The sequence below is a fragment of the Corynebacterium sp. CMW7794 genome (genome assembly GCF_001563605.1).
In the GTDB taxonomy this organism is placed as follows: Bacteria; Actinomycetota; Actinomycetes; order Mycobacteriales; family Mycobacteriaceae; genus Corynebacterium; species Corynebacterium phoceense.
Window position 1 is genome coordinate 100,440 of sequence record NZ_KQ961739.1, and the last position, 17,323, is coordinate 117,762.

Annotated in this window: 12 protein-coding genes, 1 tRNA gene and 1 pseudogene; 8 read left to right on the forward strand and 6 right to left on the reverse strand. The window is 60.1% G+C overall.

Annotated elements, in window-relative coordinates; all coding sequences use genetic code 11:
• Positions 1-67: 67 nt before the first annotated feature.
• Both HMPREF3227_RS07590 and HMPREF3227_RS07595 read right to left on the reverse strand, forming a co-directional pair.
• Positions 68-1,195 carry a 5-methylcytosine restriction system specificity protein McrC gene (locus tag HMPREF3227_RS07590; RefSeq protein WP_066511797.1) on the reverse strand — a complete coding sequence of 376 codons (1,128 nt, stop codon included), beginning with the start codon at positions 1,193-1,195 and terminating at the stop codon, positions 68-70.
• Entirely contained in the window at positions 1,179-2,921 is a 1,743-nt protein-coding gene (locus tag HMPREF3227_RS07595) for an McrB family protein (protein ID WP_066511798.1), read from the reverse strand. The genes HMPREF3227_RS07590 and HMPREF3227_RS07595 overlap by 17 nt, the downstream gene beginning before the upstream one ends.
• 128 nt (positions 2,922-3,049) lie before the next feature.
• Here HMPREF3227_RS07595 and HMPREF3227_RS13555 point away from each other — a divergent pair, with 128 nt between their 5' ends.
• Complete coding sequence (locus HMPREF3227_RS13555) at positions 3,050-3,310, forward strand: hypothetical protein (protein ID WP_066511799.1); 261 nt, start codon at positions 3,050-3,052, stop codon at positions 3,308-3,310.
• A 12-nt stretch (positions 3,311-3,322) separates the two neighbouring features.
• Positions 3,323-3,577, forward strand: a complete 255-nt coding sequence (locus HMPREF3227_RS13560; protein ID WP_066511801.1) for a hypothetical protein — start codon at positions 3,323-3,325, stop codon at positions 3,575-3,577.
• Here HMPREF3227_RS13560 and HMPREF3227_RS14015 read toward each other — a convergent pair.
• A pseudogene (locus HMPREF3227_RS14015) lies at positions 3,575-3,790 on the reverse strand (hypothetical protein); the annotation flags it as partial. The gene HMPREF3227_RS13560 and the pseudogene HMPREF3227_RS14015 overlap by 3 nt on opposite strands.
• Positions 3,791-3,792: 2 nt before the next feature.
• A complete protein-coding gene (locus HMPREF3227_RS07610) occupies positions 3,793-8,808 on the reverse strand; it encodes a DEAD/DEAH box helicase (RefSeq protein ID WP_066511807.1) in 5,016 nt (1,671 codons plus the stop codon).
• Positions 8,809-8,910: 102 nt separating this feature from the next.
• On the opposite strand from HMPREF3227_RS07610, the gene HMPREF3227_RS07615 reads away from it, so the two are divergent.
• Positions 8,911-10,059 carry a YihY/virulence factor BrkB family protein gene (locus tag HMPREF3227_RS07615; protein WP_066511812.1) on the forward strand — a complete coding sequence of 383 codons (1,149 nt, stop codon included), beginning with the start codon at positions 8,911-8,913 and terminating at the stop codon, positions 10,057-10,059.
• Between the two features lie 406 nt (positions 10,060-10,465).
• Here HMPREF3227_RS07615 and HMPREF3227_RS07620 read toward each other — a convergent pair.
• Together HMPREF3227_RS07620 and HMPREF3227_RS07625 are read right to left on the reverse strand one after the other, a co-directional pair.
• A tRNA-Arg gene (locus HMPREF3227_RS07620) sits at positions 10,466-10,542 on the reverse strand.
• 54 nt (positions 10,543-10,596) lie between these two features.
• Positions 10,597-11,520: a LysR family transcriptional regulator gene (locus tag HMPREF3227_RS07625; protein ID WP_066511817.1), complete on the reverse strand. Its 924-nt coding sequence runs from the start codon at positions 11,518-11,520 to the stop codon at positions 10,597-10,599.
• 66 nt (positions 11,521-11,586) lie between these two features.
• On the opposite strand from HMPREF3227_RS07625, the gene HMPREF3227_RS07630 reads away from it, so the two are divergent.
• From HMPREF3227_RS07630 to HMPREF3227_RS07650, 5 genes are all read left to right on the forward strand, one after another.
• Positions 11,587-13,644: a bifunctional copper resistance protein CopD/cytochrome c oxidase assembly protein gene (locus HMPREF3227_RS07630; RefSeq protein ID WP_066511820.1), complete on the forward strand. Its 2,058-nt coding sequence runs from the start codon at positions 11,587-11,589 to the stop codon at positions 13,642-13,644.
• Positions 13,645-13,864: 220 nt separating this feature from the next.
• A complete protein-coding gene (locus HMPREF3227_RS07635; protein WP_066511823.1) occupies positions 13,865-14,422 on the forward strand; it encodes a single-stranded DNA-binding protein in 558 nt (185 codons plus the stop codon).
• Between the two features lie 93 nt (positions 14,423-14,515).
• A complete protein-coding gene (ettA, locus tag HMPREF3227_RS07640) occupies positions 14,516-16,186 on the forward strand; it encodes an energy-dependent translational throttle protein EttA (protein ID WP_066511833.1) in 1,671 nt (556 codons plus the stop codon).
• Between the two features lie 8 nt (positions 16,187-16,194).
• Positions 16,195-16,608, forward strand: a complete 414-nt coding sequence (locus HMPREF3227_RS07645; protein WP_141629226.1) for an acyl-CoA thioesterase — start codon at positions 16,195-16,197, stop codon at positions 16,606-16,608.
• 39 nt (positions 16,609-16,647) lie between these two features.
• Complete coding sequence (locus HMPREF3227_RS07650; RefSeq protein ID WP_066491929.1) at positions 16,648-17,274, forward strand: DUF8185 domain-containing protein; 627 nt, start codon at positions 16,648-16,650, stop codon at positions 17,272-17,274.
• Positions 17,275-17,323: the final 49 nt, after the last annotated feature.

Sequence of the window (17,323 nt, forward strand, 5' to 3'; positions counted from 1 at the left end):
GAGCCCGGTATGGAAATGACCGCCAGTCATAGCTTTCCGATGCCCCCTTATCCTCCCTGTCAGCACATCAATTTAGCGCGAGAGGCTCGTGCTTGAGGCTCTGGATCATCGTGAGTGCCGTTTCGCGAATTCTGCTGGCCCTTGTAGTTAGGTCGAGTGCTCCGAACACGAAATCGTGGTTGTGCATGCGAAAATTCTGAATGGTATCGAATGCGGCGGCAGGAGCACCTAAATCGGCGTAAACCATTACTCCAGCCACGGGACGAAAATCGCTGTACTCAGTCAGCGCCGCTGAGTGTGACAGCACGTAGGACTGGATTTGGTAGAGATGTCCGGACTTCAGCGTGTATCCGCTGTTTGTGCGATTGCTTGTCGCCATAGATGCGAACTTGGCATCGACGATGACCTCGGTGCCATCGGGTGCAGTGAGCATGATGTCGGTGAGCATTCGCGGAAGCTGCGCCGTCGTCGCCTCGTTGATTGGCCAGTCAACATACTTTGCACCGCGTACAGTCCACCCCAATGGAGCGAGATGGTAGCGGTAGATTCCCAGCAGGGCACGCTCGAAGAGCGCACGTAAGTACGTCTCGGTGACCGCCGCGCGGGCGAATGCGTGAGGGCCGAGACCAGAGCGCGGGACATAAAGGTTGAGCAAGAGCGATGCCACTGCTGTGGGATGGGCATCAGCAGGAGAGAGTCGGCCAGTGGGCTCGGCGGTACTAGGCACAGATGGCACTCCCGCAGCTTCGAAGGCACGCGCCAAGCGACGGCACCGAGTCGCTACCGTCGTATCGAGCGGTTGGATGAGCTTTTCTGCGTAGTGCAACGCATGGAGCAGGAATCGATTGACCGGGTGATCACTGGTGAGCTCGTTGAACTCGCACCGTATCTGGCCCTTGTCGAGTAGCCGGTGCCGTTGTGTTGCATAGACATCGATCTTGCCTCGCACCCGGTGGAGCGTCGCAGTGCGTCTATTAAATCCCACGCTGAGCTCACGCGTGAGGCGGCGCTCGACGGCTTCACACAACATGGTAGTGAGAAGTAATGGCAGCTCGGCGTCCGCAGCATCGACCGCGGCGTCGGTGATAACTCCGCGCCGATAAGCCTCGGATGCATAGAGCTGCAGCAGCCATACGCTGCGCATCGGCACGTGCTTGCTGATGGACTCTGCAGAAGTCTCAGGCTCGAAGTTCACGAAGCGCTTCCTCCAGGACCTCAGGCTGGTCGTACCAGTATTCGCGTAGAAGCGGTGCCAAATCCGTGTCGATAATTGCATCGAACCATTTGTGCGTCTCTTCACTGGTCAACGGCTTCGATGACTTACGCGGTGTCACGAAGCTGTGCCCCACTCCGTAATCGCGTCCCAGATTGATGTCGGCGGCAATGCGAGCGTTGAGTGCATCCAGCTTCGTGCCGATAGTTTCCAGCGTCCCTCGATCGTAGCCACAATGAGTCGAACAGTAATCGAGCCACCGTTCATTGAACTGAGGCTGAAGATCAACAAATGCGAAACGTCGGCGCAACGCCATATCGACCATCGCAAGGGATCGGTCCGCCTGGTTCATCGTGCCAATTACGTAGAGATTTTCGGGGAGAAAGATTGGCTCACTGTCTGGTGAGTAAATCGTCGTCAGTGCACTTTCGACGTTGCGTTTGTCGGCTTCGAGGAGCGTGAGCATCTCGCCGAAAATCTGTGCTGGGTTTCCGCGGTTAATTTCCTCGATGATGATGAAGTGTTTGCGTCCTTCGTCCTCACTGGCCGCTCGTACGGCTTTGAGGAAGGGGCCAGGCTGCAGACGAAGATGGCCATCGCTCGCAGGGCGGAAGCCCTCGATGAAGTCTTCGTAGGACGTTGACGGGTGGAACTGCACTGCGGTAATCGTCTCGTCAGAGGAGTCCTCGAGCATCGCGTAAGCAAGCTCTCGGCCGAGCCAGGTCTTTCCGGTCCCCGGCGGCCCTTGCAAGATGAGGTTCTTCTTTTCCCGCCATCGGCGGAGGATAGTCTCGAGTTGTTTGCGGTCGAGGAAGCATCCAGCGTTGAGAATATCCTGGATGGAGTAAGTCTCCTGCGCTTCTTCAGTGAGTTCCTCAAGTTCTGATTCGACAGGTGCTTCAGATTCGTTCTGCGCGTATTGGAATGCTGTTGCCGATAATCCTGCGAAAGTTGGCGGATCAATCGTGGAATCCTGGAGCCAGTCGGCGACATCTGTAAGCGTTGCGAGATACGAGGCACCGTCAGTTACAGTGCCAACCACATCGATACCCATGCCGTCTTCGGATTTAAGGAAGTCGGCATTGCGACGGTCGAGAGCCATGAAGGTTTCAGGGCGAATCCAAAACAGCCCCATGGTGTATGCCACTTGTGAACGGTCCTTGACTGCGGCGTCGTACGCATCAATGAAGTCGACTCGGGAGTGGCCGTGTTTCTCGCGTGGGTTGTATCGCAGAGCGGCCTCGAAGAGCGTCCAGATTCCGTCATAGAAGGCGGTATTTCCAGGATCGGTGTACTTCGATTCGAAGCGTGCCGACAAGTTGTTACGTACCGGCAAGCCATCAACCGATGTTGGAACCTCGGCGCTAATATCGAATGCTTCCTTGAGCCCTCGATAGATAGCTTCCTTGTTGGACATCGTGAGTGAGCGGTTGATGAGGGCATAGACCGTGAACGGATCGATATCCGTGGCCTCCTCTTTACCGTTTTCAGTTGACCATTCCCACAGCATATTGAACAGCGATGGGCGCTCCGATAGCCGTGCAGCCTCACGAAGTGTGTCCAGCAGCGCTGTGCGATTGTGACGATAAGGCAGAAGGCGCTCTGCGAATTCGCGATTGAAGCCAATCCAGTCGAGCGTAAACGACTCTGCTGGGGAGAAATCCTGCACGTTGAAGTCCGGGTCCCCAGCACCGTCGATGACCGACAAAAGCGCTCGTGTGCGTTGTTCCTTTTTACCTGCGAGATCGTCAGCAAGCTTGTGATGGAACGCCGCAGATCGATTCCTAATTCATCGCGCTGGAAAGGTTCTTTACTCCACTCGATCGGAACGCGAAGATGAGCCTCGACGTCAGGTTCGCTCCGGTCAATGGTGACAGGACCAGTGACCGTACCGTGGTACACCGCACCATGGACATGGTTGCTCGGTATAAGAACGATGTCGCCCACTTGGAGCTTCGTACGGAAACGGTAAAGTTGCCCTGCCTGAGTATTGATCTGGCCGCGCTTCCACTCGGGATAGGCGGCCCGCATGGCCTTTTTGATCTCGTCAAGGGTCTCGGCATTTTCTACCTCTTCGTTGTAGTACAAGCCCGGTAGACCGAGGTTTTCTTGAAGGGCACGCTTCTCACGTACGCCATCTTTGCCAGCGCGGAGAACCCAGACGTAATCATCGCTTGTTTCGGGCTCGTCGGCATCGTTATCAGACGAGGATTTTTTGATCGTCCCCTTCGCTTCGAGAACACGATCACGCATCTTCACAAACTCTCGCTGTTGTTCGCGGCTCAGCGGATAGGGATTGTCCTTGAGCCATTGGATGCCTTCAGGCGTAATTTGCGTTACGGCGCGCTCAACATCGGCGAGTAACCCGGAGCGACGCAGCTCAAACGTCGCCCATCCAGCGCGATCTTCGTATGCGAGCTTAGTTGTTAACTTGCGGTACGCCTCGTCTCCAAAATCCCTTTCGGAGATGAGGCGAACAGCCTCTTTGTACTCGCTGCGATGATGGGGCTTTCCATCCGCAGCGACCTCAAGGACCACCGGCAACATGGATTTCCAGTTATAAATCTGTGAGCTCATTGCTACTGCTTATCCTCTCGAATCCCCTCAACAATCCTCACCGTCTCCACCGCCACACGCGTGACCTTCGCGATGAGATCCACGATGTACCGCGGATTGCCCACCTCGTCAGCCCAATCGTTGGGGTCGTTGACGATTCCCGATGCCTTGTCCTTCTTCACCTGGTACCGGTCAATAATCCACGCCAGCGCAGAACGCGAGCCGAGCATGTACTCGTCCGCCTCAGCCGGAATGTCGCGCACGGTCACGGACTTGTTGTAGACGAGCGTCGTCACGTCATTGACGTTCTTCCCAGTAGATGGGTCCTTCTTCTTCGCCCACTTCATCTTTTGCACGCGCCACGTCTCGCGGTCGTTCTCGTCTGCCGATGCCTTCACATCCACCGTGACCGGCCAGGGCTCTACGTCCTCGTAGTTCACATGCAGATCCATGAGCTCCCGGCCGGCAGCAGTCAGCTGGTCGAACCGCGCCCGCAACGTCGGCGTTTCGATATGCGGCAGCATCTTCTTCAGGTCCGCGGCGTACTTCTCCCGGTACCCTGGGTCATGCAGCTGCCCATAGACGAAGTAGAAGATGTCATCCTTCGTCACATTCGAGCCCAGCGCCTCGCGGTAAATCCCCAGAATCTCGTCCGTGACGTTGTCCACGCGCCGGTACCCGTCGAGGATTTCTCCTTCCGTACCAGGCTCCGAGCCTTCCGATGCCCCCATCCCAAAGTCCAGCTCTCCCTCCGGCGTCTCGACGGGCTCCCAGGTCCAGCGGGGAAAGTTTTGGCTTGCCGTGAGCACGTTGAGATCTGGCAATACCTTAGTTGAGAAACAGTGCCCTGCAATATTTGGGTATGGTCCAGCTAACAAGATGGTCATGTTGTCATGATGGGGAGTAGGGAAGAGCTTTGGGAGCTGATAAACCATGTCATTGACTGGCTGGTGGAAGTAGGCGAATTGAACATGGAAAGGTCGATACAGCGATTTCATTATGCGGCTCGCATTAAAGCTGATGATCTTATTGCCCGCTAGCTGTTGTTTAAGACTGCGATTCCAGGAGATCTTGGATAGGTCAGCATATTCTGGACGTTTGGCAAGGAATGCATTGACGTCAGTCTCGCGGGGTTTGGTAATTCTTGCGCTTTGAATCCAGTCCCTAAACTCGTCGCGCGCGGCATCGTAGGTCGTTATTAAAGTCTGCATCTGGCTGGTGACAGCTGAAGGCGTTGACCCATAGCACCAAACATCTCGAGCTGTGCTTAGACCACGCGAATAGTTGTGGAAAACGACTGGGGTCTTTTTGTCCTTCTTTTCTCCGATCGCCGGCCACGTCTCAAAATCTTCGTCACGCTGATTGAGCCACTCACCGTAAATATTGGGCTCAATATTTTGCCACTCGACATTATCGAGCGTGGAGCGATCAACAATCGCGAGCTTTTCGTCTGCGCTGAGGTAGTCACCGATATCGCGATAGTGGATACAAACATCGTCGGGGATTTCACGTTTAACGGCGATGATTACAGCTACGGTGTTTCGACTTCCGGAGCCGAAGACTTTGCCTCCTTCCTTGCGGGATTGCTCGCCGGCAGTTCGTTGGTTGCCGCGGAGGTTGTAGACATAGATGTCGCTGAGCTCATCTTCTAGTGAAAGTCGGACGCCGTCCGCAGTGTTACTATCTATCCAACCTCCGTTTGAAACAAATGCCAAGACACCATGCGTGCCGAGCCGATCGATAGACCATCGGAAAGCTCGTAGGTAAGAGTCATACAGTGAGTTCTTATTTGTTGCCGTGGAGTTTGCAGCAAATGTACTTTCAATGCGGCTGTCTAGGGTCGGGTACTTCAGATTGGCATTATCATCGTTTGCGCTAGTCTGCTTTGCAGAATAGGGCGGGTTGCCGATGATGACGTTAATTGGCGCATCAATCTGCCGCTGGATGGCGGCGTTGTTTTCTTTGAAAACCTTGAGGTCGGGGATGTCGCCTTCTTCGTGGATCTGGAAAGTGTCCGCGAGCGCGATGCCGTCGAAGGGGACGTACTCGGGCTCGGGTTCGCCGTTGCGCTGGGCGCGCTCTGCTTGGAGGGCGTTGTAGGTGGTTTCGATGTTGACCGCGGCGACGTAGTAGGCGAGCAGCATGATCTCGGTGGCATGCAGCTCGGTCGCGTACTTGCGGGCGAGGTCGTCGGGCTCGATGAGGCCGGACTGGAGGAGTCGGACCATGAATGTACCGGTACCTGTGAAGGGATCGAGGATGTGGACGCCTTCGTCGGTAAGGCCCTTGCCGAAGTGCCAGCGGGAGATTTGATCGGCGGAGCGGAGGATGAAGTCGACGATCTCAACCGGGGTGTAGACGATGCCGAGGGCCTCGGACTGCTTCTTGAAGGCCTTGCGGAAGAATCGCTCGTAGAGGTCCTTGATGACTTGTTGCTTGCCGGAAGCGGAGGAGACCTCGGAGGCGCGCACGCGCACGGACTCGTAGAAGTCGGTCAGAGACTTGGTCTCAGACTCGAGCTTGGCGTCCGAGAGCGCATCGACCATGCGCTGCATGACGCGAGCGACCGGGTTGTGCGCGGCGAAGTCGTGCTCGGTGAACAGCGCGTTGAATACCGGGGCAGTGATCAGGTGCTGCGAGAGCATGCTGATGGCTTCGTCCTCGGTGATCGAGTCGTTGAGGTTGCCGCGTAGGCCCTCGATGAAGACCTCGAATTCTTTGCGGATGGTGTCGTCTGCAGCATTGATGAGTGCCTTGATGCGGGCGATCTGTGCCTCGGCGATCGTGGCGACATCGTCAGCCCAGTCCTCCCAATAAGTACGCGTACCGACCTTGTCGACCAGCTTGACGTACATGGCTTCCTGCCAGGCTTCGAGGGAGAACAGCGCAATCTGTGCCGAGGTAAGGTCCTGCTCACCGGAGGACTCAGATTGGCTGGCCGGGGTGGCATCGGAAGCATCGAGCTTTGCCTGTGCGTCTTTGGCTTTCGTTTCGAGGCTCTGTTCATCGTCTCGCTTCGTCTTCTTCACGCTCTCGATGTCGATGGGCAGCTCGACCTTCTCGTTGAGCGCAATCGAGTTGACCTTCGCGTTGAAGCGGTCATCGTGGGCACGCAGGGCGTTGAGAATCTGCCAGACCACGCGGAAGCGCGTGTTGTCATTGAGGGCCTGGGACGGGGAGACTCCCGGCGGGATGGCGACGGGCAGGATGATGTAGCCGTAGTCCTTGCCCTCGGCTTTGCGCATGACGCGGCCGACGGACTGGACGACGTCGACCATGGAATTGCGAGGGTGGAAGAAGATGACGCTATCGAGGGCGGGGACGTCCACGCCCTCGGAGAGACAGCGAGCGTTGGTAAGGATGCGAGTCTCGTCCTCAGGGATGGAGGACTCGAGCCACGAAATCTTGTTGCCGCGCTCGAGGGCGTTCATGGTGCCATCGACGTGCTCGACGGCGACTTGGAGATCGATGTTGAGCAGGCTCACGTCGTTGGTGGCGGCGTGGTCCTTGAGCTGCTCTTGGTACTGGCGGATGAGCGTGGGGAAGGTCTCTTGGATAGTCTTTGAGGCCTTGATGTCCTTGGCGAAGGCAACGGTGCGGCGCATGGGTTGAGCACCTGCCTCGAAGCCGGACTTCGTGTCCTGCTCGGCACCCGAACGCTTCGCGAGTCCGTTCCACGCGCCGATCATGGCTGAGGCGGTGGTGAGGTTGATTTCGTTGGTGGGGTAGGCGGTCAGGACGTCCGCAGCGATGTCTTCCTCGACCGTCATGACGAGGACCTTGTAGTCGGTGAGCAGGCCCTTGTCCACAGCCTCGCCGAAGCCGAGGCGGTAGAACTCGGGGCCGTAGATGTCCTCGTCATCCATGGAGGCAAGCTCCGCGGAATGTTCCTCGGCCTTGCCCTTGACGTTGTCGTCGAAGAGTCGGGGAGTCGCCGTCATGTAGAGACGCTTGCTGGCCTTGATGTAATTTTCGTCGTGAATCTTCACGAAGTTGGAGGCGTCCTCCCCGGCGAGGGTGACGCCGGTGGTGCGGTGGGCTTCGTCGCAGATGACGAGATCGAAGTCATCCATGCCGAGCTCTTGGGCCTCGTGGATGGCCTCGATGGACTGGTAGGTGGAGAAGATGACGTTGAGGCCTTGGCGGCGCTTGCCTTGCTCCGTACGCAGCTTGATGTCCGCACCGTTGGTGGAGACAGGGACATCGAGATCGTAGGAGGCGATGTCCTCGGCCTTCTTGGAGACCTTCTGGTCGGAGCATACGGCGTAGGGCTTGAGCGGCAGGTGGGTTTGTGATTGCGCGGTCCACTCCTTGAGCGTCTGCGAGAGCAGCGAGATGGAGGGAACGAGGAAGAGGACGCGGGCCTTGTTGCCGTTGAGCTCCGCGAAGCGCTCGGCGAGGCGCAGCGCAGTGAAGGTCTTGCCTGTGCCGCAGGCCATGATGAGCTTGCCGCGGTCGTGGGCCTCGAAGCCGGCGATGGCCTTCGCGATGGCCTCATCTTGGTGCGGACGCGGCTGGTAGACCTCTTTGCGGGTCAAATTAATGGCGATGTCGCTGCCGGGGAACGTGATGTCCCAGTCGATGGGGGACTCGGCGATGGAGGCGGTGCCGATGCGGTTGGTAGGGATGAGCTGGTTGTCCAGCATTTCCTCGGCATTCTTGCTCCAGCGGTCCGTGGTCGAGATGATGATGCGCTGGGCGAAAGAGTCCTTGCCGTGCTCGGTATCGAAGGAGCGGCCGGATTTCTCGAAGAAGGAGTCGAGGTGGGACTTCTGGAGGTAAGCGGTCGGCTCATAGAACTTGCACTGGATGGCGACCCAACGGCCGTCCTCGCGGCGGCGGGCTACAAGGTCAATGCCGGTATCGGACTGTCCGTCGTAGTATTTCCAGTCGATGAAGCGTCCGACGTCTTCGTACTCTTCGCTCAACGTCGGGTCATTACGGAAGTAATTGACCATGAGCTTCTCAAAGGCGATGCCGTACTTGCCTTGCGGCTGGTTCTTGCGCAACTGGTCGAGGACGTCGGAGAAGGTAGACATAGTCTCTATTATGGCGGGTACTGACGTGCTATGAGTCGAGAGACTCGAATTAGCTTCCTAGATGTGTCGGCCCGCGCTGAGTACGCCCGGTAAGCTGCAGGTATGACACAAAACGCCACGCCGGGCGACGGTGAGAAGAAGGGGGCACGGCCAAGCCCTGCCGTCGCTGCGCCCAATAGTGGGGAGCTCGTGCGCACGGAGGTGCCCCGGGCGTATGGCTCGGCGGGGGAGAGTGCGTGGCACTTGTCGCGCCGTGCGTGGGGGTTAGTTGCGCGCCGGGTGCGCCATGAGCTCTTCATGAACGCGATGATGGACCGCGCTGCGACGCTCACGTTCTTTACGGTGCTCACGGCGCTGCCCATGGTGTTGGGCGTGTACTCCATTGCGACGTTGGTGCTCGCGCGCAATGAGGAACAGGTGCAGAAGCTCACGGCCGATTTCATCGGGACGTACCTGCCGCCGGAATGGGAGAATGCCGCACAGCGGGTCGTGGATGCGGTGGTGGGCTCGACGCAACAGTCGACGCTCATGCTGGTGTTATCGGTGGTCCTTGCACTGTTTTCGTCCTCGGCGTATGTGCGGGCGTTCGCGCGCAGTGCCAATGCGATGTATGGGCGAGTGGAAGGCCGCGGGCTCGTGCGCACGTGGACAGTGATGTGGCTGCTCACCATCGCTGTGGTACTGGGCCTCGTGGTGATCTTTGTGGCGCTCATGCTGCAGCGTGACATCGTGGTGGGACTGTTGCGGCCTTTTGGCGGGGTCCCGGGTGTTTCTTCGGTGCGTTCTTTCCTCGTCGATTCCTTCCTACCTGTGTGGCAATGGCTGCGCTGGCCGGTCGTGGCGGTGATGAGCGTGACGCTGTTGGCGTTGCTGTATCGCTTCGCGCCGAATGTGCGGACGCAGAAATTCCAGTGGCTCACGGTGGGCTCAACCATCGCGTTGCTGGGCGCTGTCGTGGCGTGGGGACTGGTGCGGGTCTATTTCACGGTGGTGGGTGCGCGCAGCGCGTACGGCGCGCTGGGAACCGTCATCATCGCGCTGTTTGCGTTGTGGATCATGAACACGCTGTTTATCCTCGGCGTGAAGATCGACGCGGAGATTACGCGCGCGATCGAGCTAGAGCGAGGGCTTGAGTCGGAGCGCGTTATTCAGGCGCCGCCGCGCGCGACGGACTCGGCGGTGGCGCAGTCCGCCGCTGTGAGAGAACTGGAGGGGTTGGGCAAGGAGATCCGCGGTCAGGCGCGCTCGTAGACGGTGCGGCGGTGGCGGATTAGGAGACCGCTTTCGAGGACTTGAGTCCCGTACGGCAGTGGGGCTGGGGTGGGAGCGAGCAATGTCGTAAAGGACGTGAGGGCGCGCGGGAATGCCAGAATAATGGGCCGCGAGGTGGGTGTTCCCACATGAAGAAGTAACGGCGCACGAGACGTTCGGCCGGGCTGCCCGTGATTTTTGTAGTTCGACGAAGAGGGCGTCGTCCTGGGCGAGGCGTTCGGTGCCCAGGGCCATGAGGAGCTTCACCTTCGTCTCCTTGGTACCGAAGTAGTGGCGCACCAGGCCTGGGGCGACGCTGGCCGTTGCGGCAGTAGAGCTCGGCGGCATCGCAAAGCGCAAAGGCTCGGGAGGTACCGAGCCTTTATGGATATTAAACTATGAAAATTGGTGCCCCCAGCAGGAATCGAACCCGCGACACAAGGGGTAGAAACCCTCTGCTCTAATCCGCTGAGCTATGGGGGCGCAGCGCGGTCATATATTACACCAGCGCGGAATGAACTCTGTGATGGGTGGCGACTAGTGGTACTTACCCTCGGTGCCGACCTCGAGGATGATGTCCACGAGCTGGTTGGCGGCGGGGGAGAGGTCCTTGTCCTTGCAGTAGATGAGGATGGCCTGCATGCCCGGGAAATCGCCCTTGATCTTTTTGAAGAAGACGTGGTCGCCAGCGTGGCGCTGGGCGGAGTCCGGAAGCAGGGCCACGCCGATGCCGCCCGCGACGAGCGGCATGGCGGTCTGCAGGGTGGAGACTTCCTGGATGTGGGCGGGCTTGGACTCGGGGTTCTGGAACCAGGCGGTGCGCAGGAGGTCTGGCAGGCCGGGGAACTCGTCATGGTGCTGAGGGAGGATCCACGTCTCATGCGTGATATCGGCGAGCGCGACCTCGTCCGGGAGATCCTTGAGGCGCTCCGGTACGGCGAGCAGCATGGGGAATTCGGTGACGACGTGGACGACGAGCTGGTCCTGGTGCTGCTGCGCGAAGGCGCGCGGGTCTATGGACGGCATGAGGCCTAGGTCGATGGAGCCGTCGAGGACGCGCTCCAGCGTGATGATGGGCTCGGGGTCTTCGAGGAAGAGCTTGACGTCAGGGGCGACCTCAAACATGCGGGAGAGGACCTCGGGCATAAAGGCCCAGTTGAACTCCGGGGCGGCGTTGATGGAGATGGAGCCAGCGAGGCCGCCGGCAATCTCGCGGATGCGCTGGTCGGCCTCCGTCATGAGGGTTTCCATCTTGATGGCGATCTCGTAGAGGTAGTCGCCCGCCTCGGTTGTGGAGACGCCGGCGCGGCCGCGGGTGAGCAGCTGCACGTCGAGCTCTTTTTCCAGCTTGCGGATCGACAGAGACAGCGACGGCTGCGTCATGTCGAGCGCCGCAGCGGCGTGGGTAAACGACCCGTGGTCGACCACGGACCGGAAGTACGATAATTGTCGCGAGTCCATAGGCAAATATAATGCCATAATTGGAAGTAATGGTCACTTTTCGTGGTGTAACGCTCACGTCGTAGAATGCGACACATGTCTGAAGAGCAGTTGTCCTCCCAGGATGGGGACGGTTTCGCAGTCGCGTCTGTCCCCGCCGCGCGGCGCCGCGCCCGTGGCTCCGCATGGATCTACGTCTGTATTGCCATCGTCGCAGGTATCGCAGCCGGCGGCATCGCGTCCTTCTTCCTCGCGGACTCGCTTAAGGCGCTCGGCATCCCGGATCCCGGTCGTGTGACGACGGTGGGTTTACCCTTCGTTCGTGCCGCCGCATGGATTGCCATGGCCACCTCCGTGGGCTCTTTCCTGGCCTCATCCTTCTTCATTTCCCCGCGAGAACACGACGCTGAGACACTCAACACAGCGCCTCTCACCGTGGACGGACACGTCGCGAAACGGGTTGGCGCGCTTGCAGCTCTGGTCACCGCGGTTCTCGCAGTGCTGGAAGTCCCACTCGTGCTTTCCGATACCACCGGCTCGTCCTTCCTTGAGGTTCTCGACCCCCAGCTGTTTACCTACGCGTTCCCCAATATCTCGACCGCGCAGGTGTGGCTGCTTACTGCGGGCCTCGCGGCTGTGGTGGGCATCGGCGGGCTTATCGCTTCGCGCTGGGGCTCGCAGCCGGTCCTGCTGGTTCTTTCGGTCCTCATGGTCGTGCCGCTGGGCATGGAGGGGCACTCGGCCTCGGGCGGCGACCATGACTACGGCACGAACTCCTTCCTCTGGCACCTCATCTTCATGGTGCTGTGGGTAGGTGGGCTGCTCGCTCTGCTTGCGCATGGCCGTCGCCTGGGACCGGATCTCACGATGGCCGTGCGCCGGTACTCCAATCTGGCGCTCTTCTCCGTCATCGTCATGGTGTGCTCGGGCCTTATCAATGCCGCCATCCGCATCGAATGGTCGGACTGGTTTACCACCCGCTATGGCCTCATTATCGTGGCGAAGTCAGTGCTCACGCTCGTGCTCGCGCTCTTCGGCTTCGCGCACCGCCAGCTCACCATGCCGCAGCTGAAGTCGCGTCCGGAGCTCTTCCGCCGCGTCGCCTTTGTCGAACTGTTGGTCATGGCGCTCACGGTCGGCGTGGCTGGCACCATGGGCCGCACGCCGCCCCCGCCGCCGCGCGATCCCAACCTCAACTCCATGCAGATTCTGTTGGGCTACGAGCTTTCCGAAGCCCCCTCTGTCGCCGGTCTCTTCACTCACTTCCGCTTCGATATCTTGTGGGGAACCCTGGGCCTGTTGCTCGCTGGTTTCTATGCGTACGGGGTCTGGCGTGTACGTCGGCGCGGCCTGACGTGGACGTGGACTCGTACAGCGTGGTGGATGGCCGGCTCCCTGGGCATGACGCTGTTTATGAGCTCGGAGCTGGGCATGTACATTCCCGCGCTCTACTCCATGCACATGCTGGGCCACATGGTGCTGTCCATGGTCGTTCCACTCCTGCTCGCGCTGGGCGCGCCGCTCACCCTCATGATGGAGGCCTGGGAACCTGGATTTGGGCCGCACGAGTGGGCGCTGGCGGCGACGCGCTCGCGGATCGTCGGATTTATCACGCACCCGGCGGTCAACCTCGTGCAGTTCCTGTTCTTCTTCTACATTCTCTACCTGTCCTTTGACCTGTACGAGTACGCGGTCTCCGAGCACGCCGGGCACGTCATCATGAACGCGTGCTTCCTCGTCTCCGGCTACTTCTACTTCTGGGAGCTCGTGGGCCCCGACCCGATCCCGCACCGCCGGCCCACCGGCCTGCGCCTGCTTTTGCTGTTTATCTCCATGCCCATCCACCTCTACGCGGGCGTCTATCTCATGCAGCTGGGCCAGATCCTGGGCGAGAACTTCTACCTTTCCCTCGACCTGCCGTGGAACCCGGACTTCGCCTACGACCAGAAGGTGGGCGGCGGTATCGCCTGGGGCTTCGGCCAGTTCCCGCTCGTTATCGTCTTTGGCACGCTCTTCCTCGAGTGGCTGCGTGAGGACCGCTCCGCGGCGCGACGCCACGACCAGAAGGCGGACCTCGATGGCGACCAGGATTTGGAGGACTACAACGCGATGCTCGCGCGCCTCAACGACGAGGATTACCGGTAGCCAGAACCGGCACGAACGCGCCGGTGAAACTGAGATACCGGTGAGAAAGCCCAATTTCTGTGGATAACTCGTCCCTTTTTGCCCACTCTATTGGGCAACCGCGGGGAGTTATCCACAGCTGCGGTTTTGGGGGTTGGCGCGGCGCATTCGGTGGTTCACGATGGTGCTGCGAGGGAAAATTCTTCCCCGCGTCGACTACCGAATAGAAGGAATAAACCTTATGTCTCAACTACCTGTCACCATCACCGGCCACCTCGTTGCAGATCCGTACATGACGCAGGTCTACAACGGCAACCTCAAGACCACCATGCGCGTGGCGTCCTCGCGCCGCCGCCGCAACCCGGATCCGGAGGGCCCCGAGTGGATCGATACGGACAACCTCTTCATCGACGTCGAGATGTGGGGTGCGCTCGCCCAGAACGTCCGCACGACGCTGCGCAAGGGCATGGCCGTCATCGTCCTCGGCTCGCTCAACACCATTGGATGGAAGGACGAGGAAGGACGGAACCGCGCCAAGATTGAGATGCGTGCCAACCAGGTCTCCCTCGAGCTGTCCCACTACGTCGCCACCGGCCTCAAGATCGGCGCCGATGCCACGGTCACCGGCATTCCTGTCCCTAACTTCGAGCACACGGGTCCGGACAAGATCCTGAGCCGGGACGACAATACCGGGAACACGGAGAACTCGGGGGACGCCGGCGCCGATACCTCGGTGGACACGGCGGCGGACGCCCAGGCGGCGGCATCGGAAAGCCGGGAGCCTGCCGCACCGTTCTAGCTCCCAGCCCCGGGGGATGATGTACTCTTTGTGTTGTTTGACGTGTGTGCCCGGGCTGCGGGCACACTCACCCAACCGACGTAAAGGGGAACAATGGGCGAGTTCATCTACACGATGAAGAATGTGCGCAAGGCCATCGGCGACAAGGTCATTCTGGACAATGTCACCATGGCCTTCTACCCGGGCGCCAAGATCGGCGTGGTCGGCCCGAACGGTGCCGGCAAGTCGTCGATCCTCAAGATCATGGCGGGCCTTGATCAGCCGTCCAACGGCGAGGCTTTCATCGATCCGGGCAAGACCGTGGGCATCCTGCTCCAGGAGCCGCCGCTCGACGAAGAGAAGACCGTCCGCGAGAACGTGGAAGAGGGCCTGGGCGATATCTTCCAGAAGAAGCAGCGCTTCGAGGAAATCGCGGAAGAGATGGCCACCAACTACACGGACGAGCTCATGGAAGAGATGGGCAAGCTCCAGGAGGAGCTCGACCACGCGGATGCGTGGGAGGTCGACTCCAAGATCGAGCAGGCCATGGACGCCCTGCGCTGCCCGCCGTCTGACGAGCCCGTCACCAACCTCTCCGGTGGTGAGCGCCGCCGCGTCGCCCTGGCGAAGCTGCTGCTTTCCGAGCCGGACCTGCTCCTCCTCGACGAGCCGACCAACCACCTCGACGCCGAGTCCGTGCAGTGGCTGGAGAAGCACCTCGAGTCCTACCCGGGTGCCGTCCTCGCCGTGACCCACGACCGCTACTTCCTCGACCACGTCGCCGGTTGGATCTGTGAGGTCGACCGCGGCAAGCTTTACCCGTACGAGGGCAACTATTCCACGTACCTGGAGAAGAAGGCGGAGCGTCTCGAGGTCGCCGGCCAGAAGGACAAGAAGCTGCAGAAGCGCCTGAAGCAAGAGCTCGCCTGGGTCCGCTCCGGCACCAAGGCTCGCCAGGCCAAGAATAAGGCCCGTCTGGCTCGTTACGAGGAGATGGCCGCCGAGGCCGAGCAGTACAAGAAGCTCGACTTCGAGGAAATCCAGATCCCGACCCCGCCGCGCCTGGGCAATAAGGTGGTCGAGGTGAAGAACCTCACCAAGGGCTTCGATGGCCGCGTGCTCATCAAGGACCTCTCCTTCACGCTGCCGCGCAACGGCATCGTGGGCGTTATTGGCCCGAACGGTGTGGGTAAGTCCACGCTGTTTAAGACGATTGTGGGCCTCGAGCAGCCGGACTCCGGCTCCGTCGAGGTGGGCGATACCGTCAAGCTGTCCTACGTCGACCAGGGCCGTGAGAACATCGACCCGGAGTCCACGGTGTGGGAGGTCGTCTCCGACGGCCTCGACTACATCCATGTGGGCCAGAATGAAATGCCTTCGCGTGCCTACCTGTCCGCGTTCGGCTTCAAAGGCCCGGACCAGCAGAAGCCGTCTAAGGTGCTTTCCGGTGGTGAGCGCAACCGCCTCAACCTGGCGCTCACACTCAAGGAGGGCGGCAACCTCATCCTCCTCGACGAGCCGACCAACGACCTTGACGTCGAGACCCTCGGTTCCCTTGAGAACGCCCTCGAGAAATTCCCGGGCTGCGCCGTGGTCATCTCGCACGACCGCTGGTTCCTCGACCGCACCTGCACCCACATCCTTGCCTGGGAAGGCAACGTGGCAGAAGGCCAGTGGTTCTGGTTCGAAGGCAACTTCGGCGATTACGAGAAGAACAAGATCGAGCGTCTCGGCGAGGATGCGGCACGTCCGTCGCGCGTGACCCACCGTAAGCTCACGCGATAGGAGATACGGTGACTGAAGAAAACAAGCACCACATCCATCGTGTGGCCGTGCGCTGGTCAGACTTTGACCGCTACGGCCACATGATGAACGCCAACTACGTGGAAATCGCGCAGGAGGCCCGCCTCATCTACGCCCAGGAACGCATTTTCCCGGACGTTCCGGAGTTCGCGGCCTTCGTGCGCCACCTTGAGCTGGATTACAAGAATCCCATCCAGCCGCAGGGCCTTTCCTCCGTCGAGGTTGAGTCGTGGGTGACCCGTATCGGCAATACCTCGTTCACCACGCGCCAGAACATCCGCGTGCCAGACGGCCCGGTGGCATGTGAGATTGACTGCGTCCAGGTTGCCGTTGATCTGCATACCGGATTGCCGCGCCCGCTCACCGAGCATGAGAAGGAAGTCATCGGAGCTCTTGCCGAGTAGACTCGACGCCACTACACCGTCGAGCACAGGAGGGCCTGCATGTCCACAGAAACGCTGCACATTGAAAGTGGCGCACAAGGACTGCAGGCCCTCTTGGCGCGTGCGGTGGGTCTCGATGCCCAGGCCATCGCACGCCTGCGTCAATACGACCCAGAGACCGTCGAGGTCTTCGTCACGACGCCCTTTGAGGTCGTCGCTGCACGCCGCGTTGCTGGCACCGTGGGGCGGGACGGTGCGTCCGTCTCCGCGAAAGACCTCCTTGATGCGGTCAAGGACGGCCGCGACGAGATTGGCGCCCCGCGCGATGCCTCGTGGCCAGGCGCCCTGCCGCCGGCGTTGGGCTTCCAGCTTCTCGATACCCTCCCGGTCCACGTTGTCCGCGACCTCGCCGACAAAGGTCAAGCCTTGGCCCGGCAGTTCTCAGGCCCTGCCGGTCCGCCGAGCTCGCTCATGAAGCAGACCGTGCTCACCGTCGAAGCTGACGGGACGAGCGTCGACATTCCCATGCGTCTCATTTTCGCGTGCACGAACCTAGGGCTTATCCCGGGCTTTAGCGCGCCGATGAACATCCCGCGCCACTTGCGTGTGGCCGCCCTCGGTCGCTGGGTGCGTGTCGATGCCCCCTTTGGCAGCGTCTACCACTCCTCGCGCCTCTCGCTGTTCTAACGCGAGCCCACCCCTTGGGTGGGCTTTTTTGTTTGCCTATTTGAGTATT